The sequence below is a fragment of the Streptomyces sp. OfavH-34-F genome (assembly GCF_022347745.1).
Classification (GTDB): domain Bacteria; phylum Actinomycetota; class Actinomycetes; order Streptomycetales; family Streptomycetaceae; genus Streptomyces.
In genome coordinates this window covers 1-10164 of record NZ_JAKRGC010000236.1, presented here as the reverse complement: position 1 = coordinate 10164, position 10164 = coordinate 1, and the positions used below count along the sequence as shown (strand labels likewise).

The 10164-nt window shown below is 74.4% G+C and carries 11 protein-coding genes; 6 read left to right on the top strand and 5 right to left on the bottom strand.

The window, feature by feature from the left end; all coding sequences use genetic code 11:
- Both cutA and MHW47_RS26205 read right to left on the bottom strand, forming a co-directional pair.
- Window positions 1–331, bottom strand: a 331-nt coding sequence (gene cutA / locus MHW47_RS26210) for a divalent-cation tolerance protein CutA (RefSeq protein ID WP_239226238.1), incomplete at its 3' end; no start/stop codon positions are given.
- Window positions 332–397: 66 nt separating this feature from the next.
- The gene (locus MHW47_RS26205) at window positions 398–1024 is read right to left on the bottom strand and encodes an NADPH-dependent FMN reductase (protein ID WP_239226237.1); all 627 of its coding nucleotides are present in this window, start codon (window positions 1022–1024) and stop codon (window positions 398–400) included.
- A gap of 126 nt (window positions 1025–1150) precedes the next feature.
- Here MHW47_RS26205 and MHW47_RS26200 point away from each other — a divergent pair, with 126 nt between their 5' ends.
- From MHW47_RS26200 to MHW47_RS26190, 3 genes are all read left to right on the top strand, one after another.
- The gene (locus MHW47_RS26200; RefSeq protein ID WP_239226236.1) at window positions 1151–1951 is read left to right on the top strand and encodes an aminotransferase class IV; all 801 of its coding nucleotides are present in this window, start codon (window positions 1151–1153) and stop codon (window positions 1949–1951) included.
- A 361-nt stretch (window positions 1952–2312) separates the two neighbouring features.
- Window positions 2313–3167, top strand: a complete 855-nt coding sequence (locus MHW47_RS26195) for a hypothetical protein (protein WP_275449668.1) — start codon at window positions 2313–2315, stop codon at window positions 3165–3167.
- Window positions 3168–3263: 96 nt separating this feature from the next.
- Complete coding sequence (locus MHW47_RS26190) at window positions 3264–3887, top strand: class F sortase (protein WP_239226235.1); 624 nt, start codon at window positions 3264–3266, stop codon at window positions 3885–3887.
- Window positions 3888–3941: 54 nt separating this feature from the next.
- Here the strand turns inward: MHW47_RS26190 and MHW47_RS26185 are convergent, their stop codons facing one another.
- Complete coding sequence (locus MHW47_RS26185; RefSeq protein ID WP_239226234.1) at window positions 3942–4730, bottom strand: TSUP family transporter; 789 nt, start codon at window positions 4728–4730, stop codon at window positions 3942–3944.
- A gap of 270 nt (window positions 4731–5000) precedes the next feature.
- On the opposite strand from MHW47_RS26185, the gene nirB reads away from it, so the two are divergent.
- The 3 genes from nirB (at window position 5001) to MHW47_RS26170 (ending at window position 8965) form a co-directional block, all read left to right on the top strand.
- Window positions 5001–7595 (top strand): nitrite reductase large subunit NirB, encoded by a 2595-nt coding sequence (gene nirB, locus MHW47_RS26180; RefSeq protein WP_239226233.1) that lies wholly within the window; start codon window positions 5001–5003, stop codon window positions 7593–7595.
- Window positions 7595–7954: a nitrite reductase small subunit NirD gene (gene nirD, locus MHW47_RS26175; RefSeq protein ID WP_239226232.1), complete on the top strand. Its 360-nt coding sequence runs from the start codon at window positions 7595–7597 to the stop codon at window positions 7952–7954. The genes nirB and nirD overlap by 1 nt, the downstream gene beginning before the upstream one ends.
- 87 nt (window positions 7955–8041) lie before the next feature.
- Entirely contained in the window at window positions 8042–8965 is a 924-nt protein-coding gene (locus MHW47_RS26170; protein ID WP_239226231.1) for an oxidoreductase, read from the top strand.
- Between the two features lie 23 nt (window positions 8966–8988).
- Here the strand turns inward: MHW47_RS26170 and MHW47_RS26165 are convergent, their stop codons facing one another.
- Together MHW47_RS26165 and MHW47_RS26160 are read right to left on the bottom strand one after the other, a co-directional pair.
- Complete coding sequence (locus MHW47_RS26165; RefSeq protein ID WP_239226230.1) at window positions 8989–9399, bottom strand: VOC family protein; 411 nt, start codon at window positions 9397–9399, stop codon at window positions 8989–8991.
- Window positions 9400–9521: 122 nt separating this feature from the next.
- On the bottom strand, window positions 9522–10164 hold a 643-nt coding region (locus MHW47_RS26160), incomplete at its 5' end, for a helix-turn-helix transcriptional regulator (RefSeq protein WP_239226229.1).

Here is a 10164-nt window from a genome sequence, read left to right as displayed (position 1 = left end):
TGACCGGGGCCGTCTCGGCCGCGACCCAGCCGAGGTAGCCGGCGCTGCCCCGCAGGACGGGCAGGGCGATGATCTCCGGGGTGTCGTAGTCGTGCGCCTCCCGGATGTGCTCCTCCAGCTCCTCGTACCGCTCGGCCGTGGTCTTGCAGAACAGCTGCCACTCCTCGGTGGCCTCGATGGCGTTCTGCCAGCGGTAGACGGAGGTGACGGGCGCGGAGATCTGGACGCAGGCGGCGAGCCGCGCCTCGACCAGTCCCCGCGCCAGTTCCCTGGCCTTCTCCTCGCTGTCCGTCGTGGTCAGTACGGTCAGCCATGCTGGCGTCGTCGTCACTTCGGCCTCTCCTCGCAGCGGTCGGCGGTCCTCCCCGATTGTGGGCGCCCGGCTCCCGCCGCGCCATCAGCCGCCGTACGGGCGCACCCGCCTGGCGTCCCGCAGCGCCCGGCCCCACCAGATGAGCTGGTCGAGCAGCGTCTTGACCGCCGCGTCCGGCCCGGCGGGGTCGCGGTGCCTGCCCTCGTCGTCGAACTGGGCGCCGGCGTTGTGGAAGGAGACGGTGTCGCGGATCGAGACACCGTGCAGCTCGGCGAAGACCTGCCGCAGGTGCTCGACCGCGCGCAGGCCCCCGGCGACACCGCCGTAGGAAACGAACGCCACCGGCTTGGCCTGCCACTCGGTGCGGTACCAGTCGAGGAGGTTCTTCAGCGCCGCCGGGTAGGAGTGGTTGTACTCGGGGGTGACGACGACGAAGGCGTCCGCCTCGGCGAGCCGGGCCCCGATCGCGGCCACCTGTTCCCGGGCCGGGGGGTCCAGGCGGTACTTGAGGGAGACCGGCAGGTCGAGGTCGGCGACGTCGAGCACATCGGTCTCGATCTCCGGGTGCTGGTCCGTGTGGGCGAGGAACCAGTTCGCGACGACGGGCGCGAACCGGCCCTCGCGGTTGCTGGCGAGGATGACGGCCACCTTCAGGGGGGCGGCGGTCTCGGTCGGGGCGGTGGCGGTGGATTCCGCGGTGTTGAGGTCCATGCAGAGAACGTTCCTTCATCAACCACGGTTGAGGTCAAGCGCCGCTGGAGGCCGTGGTGAGAGGCGGTCCCCGGCGGTCCGGGACCGGCCGGGCGCGGGGCTCCGGCCCGCGCATACGGTGGCGGCATGACGACTCCATCAGCGGCGGCCCTCCCCTACGCCGAGTTCGACGGCCGGCCCGCCACCGAGGACGATCTGCGCCGGGCCCTGTTCTTCCCCTACGGCCACTTCACGGCGATGCAGGTGCGCGGGGGCCGGGTCCGGGGCCTGGAGCTGCATCTGGCCCGGCTGGACGCGGCCCACCGGGAGCTGTTCGAACTGCCCCTGGAGGGGGCCCTGGTGCGCCGGCTGGTCCGGCACGCGCTGGAGAGCGCGGAGGTGTCGGACGCCTCGGTGCGGGTGCACGCGTATCTGCCGCCGGACACGGGCGCGACGACCGTCATGGTGACGGTGAGCGGGCCGGGCCGGATGGCGTCCGAGCCCGTGCGGCTGATGTCGGTGCCCTGCGCCCGGACCGCCCCGCACCTCAAGCGCCCCGGCGAGTTCGGCCCCACCTACCACGCGAACCTGGCCCGCCGGGCCGGGTACGACGACGCGCTGCTGACCCTGCCGGACGGCTCGGTGACCGAGGGGACGACCACCAACATCGGCTTCTGGGACGGCACCTCGGTCGTCTGGCCGCAGGCGCCCGCGCTCGCCGGGGTGACCATGGGCGTCCTGGAACGCGAGCTGCCGGACGCGGGAACGGCGTCGCTGCGCCGCCCGGTCACCCTGGACGGACTGGGGGCCTTCCGGTCCGCGTTCGTCACCAACGCGCGGGGCATGGCGCCGGTCGCCCGGATCGACGACACCGCGTTCACGGTGGACGAGAAGCTGATGCGGCGGCTGGCGGCGGCGTACGAGGCGGCGCCGGACGAAGACCTCTGAGCGGACTCCGCCCCCTCCGGGCCCAGGGGGGAGAGGTCCGGAGGGGGCAGCGGCCGGGGGCGGCGGTGCGTGCCGTCCCGTGGGGGGTTGAGATGCGCATTCCCCCTCAGCACCGGCCCACGCATGTGACGTACGTCACAGTCACTTCCGGGTCCGTCACTCGAACGGCACCGGCGCGCCGAGACTGCCGCACCTCCCCCGTCGCCACCGCCGTGACCTGCGGCGACGCGTGGTGGCAAGGAGGGCGCGCCGGGCCGATCGGGTGAGAGCTGACTCCGTGTCAGCAGGCATGGACGCGGGTCGGGCTGTTGGCTCGGAGCCAGGACACACCCGCCAGCGCCCCTTGCTCGGAGGAACCCCCATGCGCCGTCCTGCCCGACTCGTGACCGGCACCGCTGCCACGGCCCTCGCCGCCGCCGCGCTCGGCCTCGGCGCCGCAGCCCCGTCCGCGTACGGGGACGCGCCCGCCGCCCTGCGGATCACCCCGGCGACCGCCGCCCCGGGCGCCGTGGTCACCGTGGACACCACCGCCTGCGGGGGCGACGGCGGCGCGACGGGCGACGCGAGCGCGCTGGAGGCACCGGAGTTCCCGCTGGCGCCGGTGGGCCTCGAAGAGGCGCTGGCCGGCTCCTTCCGGGTGCCGGGCGGCATCGCGCCGGGGCCGTACCGCATCGGCGTGGACTGCGCGAACGGCGAGCGGGCCACCGGGCAGATCGAGGTGAAGGCCGCCGCCCGGTCCACCGGGGACGACGCGGAGGCCGCCGTCCGGTCCACCGGGGACGACGCGGAGGCCCCCGCCGGCTCCGGGGACGAGGAGTCCCCCGAGTACGACTTCTCCGGGCTGGAGGGCCTGGACACCGGGGAGGACGCCGGCGACCTCGACGCCGAGGCGGCCGGCTCCGCCCTCGTGCCGGACGCGCCCCCCTCGGCGGACCGCCTCTCGCCCGCCGAGCGCCCCGCCCCCTCCGGCCAGGAGACCGGGTCCGGCGGCCACGACCAGAGCGGGCAGACCGGCTCCGGGCGCGAGACGCCCTCGGAGCACCGCACCTCGCCCGCGCCCACCGCCCCCTCGGGGCACGTGAAGACCGGAGTCGGCGGCAGCGTCGGCCCGGACACCACCCAGATCGCGGCGGGAGCCGGCGTACTCGCCGCTGCCGCCGTCGGCGGAGCCTGGCTCCTGCGTCGCCGGGCGAGCGGCACGCGGGACGCCGGCTGACGGAGGCATCCACCCCTCCGTACCGCCAGGTGGCCGTCCCGGTGGCCCCGCGCCACCGGGACGGAACCATTCCGTTTCCGCCCCCGGAGGACGACCGTGTCCCAGAAGGCCAAGGGCTGGCTGCTCGTCGTCGTGGCGCTAGCCGGTGTCTGGCTGATCCAGAACGGCGCGGACACCCGGCTCACCCCGCCGGGCCCGGCCGCCGCCCAGGCGTTCGCCGCCGGCCCCGCCCTGCTGCCCGGCTCGCCCGTCGCCGAGCCGCTGCGCCCCTCGGCCCCCGTACGCCTGCGGATTCCGGCCATCCGGGTGGACGCGCCGATGATGCGCCTCGGGCTCGGGGCGGACGGCAGCCTGGACGTACCGCCGGCCGGGAACACCGACATCGTCGGCTGGTACAAGGACGGCACGCCGCCGGGTGCGAAGGGCACCGCGCTCGTCGCCGGGCACGTGGACAACGCCGAGGGGCCGTCCGTCTTCTACGGCCTGGGCTCGCTGAAGAAGGGCAGCACCGTCGAGGTGGACCGGCAGGACGGCCGCACCGCCGTGTTCGCGCTCGACGCCGTCGAGGTGTACGAGAACGAGGACTTCCCCGACCAGCGGGTCTACGGCGCCTCCGACTACGCCGCGCTGCGGCTGATCACCTGCGGCGGCGGCTACTCCGACGCCACCGGCTACCGGGGCAACGTGGTGGCGTACGCCCACCTGACGAGCGTGCGCTGACCAGGCGCGCCGGCGCCCGCACCCGTACGAGGACCCCGCCGCGCGCGGGAGGCGTCAGCCCTGCCACTGGTCGAACCCGAGCTTCGCCACCAGCGAGAAGACCACCACCAGCAGCACCCCGCGCACGAACTCGCTGCCCTTGCTCAGCGCCATCCGGGCCCCCAGCAGCCCGCCCGCCAGATTGAAGACCGCCATCAGCGCGGCGAGCCCCCACAGCACGTTGCCCTGGTGGGCGAACATCGCGAGCGCCCCGGCGTTGGTGCAGACGTTGACGATCTTGGCGGTGGCCGAGGCGGTGACCAGGTCGAGGTGGAGCACGGCCGTCAGGGCGAGCACCAGGAAGGTGCCGGTGCCCGGTCCGAACAGCCCGTCGTACAGGCCGATGCCGCCGCCCACCAGGACGATCGCCGTGACCGTGCGGGCCCGGGTCACCGCGGGCGGGAGGGCGTCGCCGGCCGCCCGGCCGAACTGGGGCCGCAGCAGCACGAACACGGCGACCGCGAGCAGCACCACCATGATCACCGGGCGCAGCACCTCGCTGCTGATCCCGGCGGCGAAGAAGGCCCCGGTCATCGAGCCGGCCAGGGCCGCGAGCCCGATGCGGACCGCCGTGCCGACCTTCACTGGCGCCCTGCGCGCGTAGGTGACGGCGGCGCCGGAGGTGCCGACGATGGCGACGGCCTTGTTGGTGCCGAGGATCTGCGCGGCCGGCAGCTGCGGCAGGCCGAGCAGCAGCGCCGGGAGCAGCAGCAGTCCGCCGCCGCCGACCACCGCGTCCACCCACCCGGCCGCCGCGGCGGCGAGGCACAGCACGACGAGGGTGGTCAGGGTGATGTCCGGCATGGGCGAGACCCTACGGAGCGGACGCGGGCACCGTCCAACCGTCGCGGCGCCCCGGCCGGAAAGTTGAGCCACGTCTGAGGTTTCCGCAGCCCACGGGCCGTTTCGGGGGCCTCACAGGGGCGCGCGGCGGCTGCTGAGCGCAAGGTTCCCCTCGGGAAACAGCGGAGAACCGGCCGGGTAACACCGCCGGGACACGCTTCCGGTCATGAGCACACAGGCCCGGCGCCTGTGGCCCTGCCGAGACCGCTCACCGACGACGGAGGCCCCGAGATGCCGGTGTCCACTGCCCCGACCGCCCCCACCCCCTCCCCCGCCGCCGTGCCCACCCTCGTCGTCGTCGGACACGGCATGGTCGGCCAGCGCTTCCTGGAGGCCCTGGCCGAGCGCGGGCTGACGGCCGCCGCCGGCACCGCGCGGGTCGTCGTGCTGTGCGAGGAGCCGCGCGCCGCCTACGACCGGGTGCGGCTGACCTCGTACTTCGCGGGGCAGACCCCCGAGGACCTGTCGCTGGTGGAGCCGGGCTTCATGGAGCGGCACGGCTTCGAACTGCGCACCGGCGACCCGGCGGTGGCCGTGGACCGTGCGGCGCGCACGGTGACCGCGCGGTCCGGGGAGACGTTCCGCTACGACACGCTGGTGCTGGCGACCGGGTCCGTCCCGTTCGTGCCGCCGGTCCCCGGCAAGGACAGCACCGGGTGCTTCGTCTACCGGACGATCGAGGACCTGCTCGCCATCGAGGAGTACGCGAAGTCGGCGAAGACCGGCGCGGTGGTCGGCGGCGGGCTGCTCGGCCTGGAGGCGGCCGGCGCGCTCAAGGGCCTGGGGCTGGACACCCACGTGGTGGAGTTCGCGCCCCGGCTGATGCCCGTCCAGGTGGACGAGGGCGGGGGCGCGGCGCTTCTCCGGACCATCGAGGAGCTGGGCCTGACCGTGCACACCGGGGTCGGCACCCAGGAGGTGCTCGCCGACGGGGACGGCACGGTGACCGGGATGGCGCTGTCCGACGGGACGGAGCTGGCGGCGGACCTGGTGGTGTTCTCGGCCGGGGTCCGCCCTCGCGACGGGCTGGCCCGCGACTGCGGCCTGGAGGTCGGGCCGCGCGGCGGGATCGTGGTGGACGAGGAGTGCCGCACCAGCGACCCGGCGGTCTTCGCCGTCGGGGAGTGCGCGCTCGCCTCGGACGGCCGGGTGTACGGGCTGGTGGCGCCCGGCTACGAGATGGCGCTGACGGCCGCCGAGGTGATCGCGGGCGGCAGTGCGGCGTTCACGGGCGCCGACCTGTCGACGAAGCTGAAGCTGCTCGGCGTGGACGTGGCCTCGTTCGGCGACGCGCACGGCGCCACCGAGGGCTGCCTGGACGTGGTGTACGCGGACGCCCGCTCCGGGATCTACAAGAAGCTGGTGATGGCCCCGGACGGCACCCTGCTCGGCGGGGTCCTGGTGGGCGACGCCGAGCAGTACGGCACGCTGCGCCCGATGACGGGCACGGTGCTGCCGGTCGCCCCGGAGCAGCTGGTGCTTCCGGCGGGCGCGGGCGGCCCGGTCGCGCTCGGCCCGTCCGCGCTGCCCGACGAGGCGGTGATCTGCTCCTGCCACAACGTCACCAAGGGCGCGATCTGCGAGCACACCACGCTGCCCGAGGTGAAGAAGTGCACCAAGGCGGGCACCGGCTGCGGCAGCTGTGTGAAGGTGATCGGCCAGTTGCTCCCGCAGAGCGCGGACGCGGGTCTGTGCGGCTGCTTCGCGTACACCCGCAGCGAGTTGTACGAGATCGTCCGCACCCTGCGGATCACCTCGTACGCGGAGCTGCTGGACTCGCACGGGCGGGAGGAGGCGCGCGGCGGGGAGGGCTGCGAGGTGTGCAAGCCGGCGGTCGGGTCGGTCATCGCCTCGCTGGCGCCCACGGTCGGCGCGAGCGGCTATGTGCTGGACGGCGAGCAGGCGGCTCTCCAGGACACCAACGACCACTTCCTGGCCAACCTCCAGCGCAACGGCTCGTACTCGATCGTGCCGCGCATACCCGGCGGCGAGATCACCCCGGAGAAGCTGATCGTGATCGGCGAGGTGGCCCGCGACTTCGGGCTCTACACCAAGATCACCGGCGGTCAGCGCATCGACCTGTTCGGCGCCCGCGTGGACCAGCTGCCGCGGATCTGGGCCCGGCTGGTGGACGCCGGCTTCGAGTCCGGGCACGCGTACGGGAAGTCGCTGCGCACGGTCAAGTCCTGTGTGGGGCAGACCTGGTGCCGCTACGGCGTGCAGGACTCGGTGCGGATGGCGATCGACCTGGAGCTGCGCTACCGGGGACTGCGCGCCCCGCACAAGCTGAAGTCCGCGGTCTCGGGGTGCGCCCGCGAGTGCGCGGAGGCGCGGGGCAAGGACTTCGGGATCATCGCGACGGCCGGCGGCTGGAACCTGTACGTGGGCGGCAACGGCGGCGCGACCCCGCGCCACGCCGACCTGCTCGCCCAGGACCTGTCGGACGCCGAACTGGTCCGGCTGATCGACCGCTTCCTGATGTTCTACATCCGCACCGCGGACCGGCTGGAGCGCACCTCGGCCTGGCTGGAGCGGATCGAGGGCGGCCTGGAGCACGTCCGGGACGTCGTCGTGCACGACAGTCTGGGGCTCTGCGACGAGCTGGAGCGGCTGATGGCCGACCATGTGCGCGGCTACCGCGACGAGTGGGCCGAGACCCTCGCCGACCCGGAGCGGCTGCGCCGGTTCGTCACCTTCGTCAACGCGCCCGACGCGCCCGATCCGTCGGTGAAGTTCGTCCCGGAACGCGATCAGGTCAAGCCCGACCTGGACATCCTCGCGGGTCCGGTGCTCGCCATCCGTACTCTCGAAGGGACCGCCTCCTGATGACCACGCAGACGACGCAGACCGCGGGCACCACCCGGACCGTCCGGCTCGCCGCCGGGGACGGCTGGCTCCCGGTGTGCGACCGCTCCCTGCTGACCCCCGGCCGCGGGGTCGCCGCCCTCCTCCCGGACGGCCGGCAGGTCGCCCTCTTCCTGGACCGGGCGGGGCGGACGTACGCCATCGACAACCGCGACCCGTTCACCGGCGCCTACGTGCTCTCGCGGGGGCTGGTCGGGTCGGACGGCGGGCAGCCGTTCGTGGCCTCGCCCCTGCTCAAGCAGCGGTTCGACCTGGCGACGGGCGCCTGCCTGGACGACGACGAGGTGTCCGTACCGGTCTTCGAGGTACGCGCGGACTGACCGCGTCCGCCGGTGCGCCGCACGGCCGGAAGAACCCTGGAACGGGTGCTTCCGGCCGTGTGCGTGCCCGGCCGTACGCTTGGCCGCATGAGCCAGGGCTGGAGCGCGCGCGACATACCCGATCAGAGCGGCCGTACGGCGGTGGTGACGGGGGCCAACAGCGGGATCGGGCTGCACACCGCCCGCGAGCTGGCCCGCTGCGGGGCCAGGGTGCTGCTCGCCTGCCGCGACGAGCGGCGCGGCGAGGAGGCGGCGGCCCGCATCCGGTACGCGGTGCGCGGCGCGGACGTGGCGTTCGCGCCGCTGGACCTGGCCGACCTGGCCTCCGTGCGCGCGTTCGCCGCGGACCTCCCGGCCGACCGGCTCGATCTGCTCGTCAACAACGCCGGGGTGATGGCCCTGCCGTACGGGCGGACGGCCGACGGCTTCGAGACCCAGTTCGGCGTCAACCACCTCGGGCACTTCGCGCTCACCGGGCTGCTGCTGCCGAAGCTGCTGGCGGCCGGGCGCCCGCGGGTGGTGACGGTGTCCAGCGGGCTGCACGCCCTGTCCGACATCGACATGGGCGACCTCAACAGCGAGCGCCACTACCGCCGGTGGATCGCCTACGGGCGCTCCAAGACCGCCAACCTCCTCTTCGTCCACGAGCTGGCCCGGCGGGCGAGGGCGGCCGGCAGCGCCCTGGTCGCCGCCGCCGCGCACCCCGGCTACGCCGCCACCAACCTCCAGACGGCGGCCGCCCGGATGGAGAACCGCAGGACGGCGGAGCGGGTGCTGGCCCTCGGCAACCGCGTCCTCGCCCAGCCGGCGTCGGCCGGCGCCCTGCCCACGCTGTACGCGGCGACCGCGCCCGGGGTGCGCCCCGACTCCTTCACCGGGCCGCGGCTGCTGGGCGGGCGCGGCGCGCCCGGTCCGTCCTGGCGGGCGGGCTGGACGCGCGACGACGTGGCGGGCGAGCGGCTGTGGGTGGCGTCGGAGCAGCTGACCGGGGTGACCTACCGGGGGCTGTAGCCCCGGCGCCGGTCCCCCGCCGCTCAGCCCTGGTCCTCGATGGCGGACGGGTCCATCCAGACGACCTCCCAGATGTGGTGGTCGGGGTCCTGGAAGGAGCGGCCGTACATGAAGCCGAGGTCCTGGGGCTCGTTGGCGGGCGATCCGCCGTTCGCGAGGGCCGCGTCGGCCAGCTCGTCCACCCTCTCGCGGCTGTCGGCGCTGAGCGCGAGGATCATCTCGGTGGAGGTGGCGGCGTCGGCGATCTCCTTCTTGGTGAAGTCCTTGAAGCGTTCCTCCTGGAGGAGCATCGCGAAGATGGTGTCGCTGATGACCAGGCAGGCGGTCTTGTCGTCGCTGAACTGCGGGTTGAAGGAGTAGCCCAGCTTCGCGTAGAAGCTCTTGGACGTCTCCAGGTCCTTGACCGGCAGGTTCACGAAGATCATCTGGGGCATGTCCGTCTCACTCTCTCGGTGCGCTGTTCCGCGGGTGTCTGTCGAACGATTTCTCGACTGGTAGACCCCGGGGCCGCCCGGAACTCATCGGTGCGGGTGACATCCCTTCCGCGCCGGTCCGCTCAGGAAACCGCCAGCGGCGCCCCGCCCCTGAGCAGCGAGCCGCCCAGCGGGGTCAGGGTGTGCAGGACCGAGCCGCCGTGGCGCAGGGTGTGGACCAGCCCGGCCTCGCGCAGGACGCACGCGTGCTGGCTGGCCGAGGCGAGGGAGACCCCGGCGCGGCGGGCCAGTTCGCTGGTCGTGCAGCCGTCGCCGATGGCCCGCAGGACCGTGGAGCGGGTCTGTCCGAGGAGCCGGCCGAGCCAGGGGCCGGGCTCGGCGAAGGCCGGGGCGACGGGGTGGGCGACCGGGTAGACCAGGACCGGCGGCAGCAGCGGGTCGCGCAGGACGACGGGGGTGCCGCGGCAGAAGAACGAGGGCTGGAGGAGCAGGCCCCGCCCGTCCAGGCGGAGGTCCCGGTCGACGGGGTAGTCCGCCTCCAGGACGGGGGCCCGCCACCGGATGACGGGCGGGAGCGAGGCGAGCAGGGCGTCGGTGCCGCCGTCGAGGAGGGCGCGGCCCCGGACCGCGCGGTCGGCCCCGACGGCGGACTGGATGTGCGGCCAGTACGGCTGGACGGCGGCGCGGTGGTAGTCCCGTAACGCGTCCACGAGCCGGCCCAGGGGGGCGGCGCCGCCCTCGCGGAGCGCGTCCAGGCGGGCGCGG

What these genes read in the sequence shown, in the direction of transcription:
- MHW47_RS26165 (WP_239226230.1), bottom strand. Translation starts at nt 9,399, where the DNA reads ATGCCCCAGATGATCTTCGTGAACCTGCCGGTCAAGGACCTGGAGACG.
- MHW47_RS26170 (WP_239226231.1), top strand. Translation starts at nt 8,042, where the DNA reads ATGAGCCAGGGCTGGAGCGCGCGCGACATACCCGATCAGAGCGGCCGT.
- MHW47_RS26195 (WP_275449668.1), top strand. Translation starts at nt 2,313, where the DNA reads ATGCGCCGTCCTGCCCGACTCGTGACCGGCACCGCTGCCACGGCCCTC.
- MHW47_RS26200 (WP_239226236.1), top strand. Translation starts at nt 1,151, where the DNA reads ATGACGACTCCATCAGCGGCGGCCCTCCCCTACGCCGAGTTCGACGGC.
- MHW47_RS26185 (WP_239226234.1), bottom strand. Translation starts at nt 4,730, where the DNA reads ATGCCGGACATCACCCTGACCACCCTCGTCGTGCTGTGCCTCGCCGCC.
- MHW47_RS26205 (WP_239226237.1), bottom strand. Translation starts at nt 1,024, where the DNA reads ATGGACCTCAACACCGCGGAATCCACCGCCACCGCCCCGACCGAGACC.
- nirB (WP_239226233.1), top strand. Translation starts at nt 5,001, where the DNA reads ATGCCGGTGTCCACTGCCCCGACCGCCCCCACCCCCTCCCCCGCCGCC.
- nirD (WP_239226232.1), top strand. Translation starts at nt 7,595, where the DNA reads ATGACCACGCAGACGACGCAGACCGCGGGCACCACCCGGACCGTCCGG.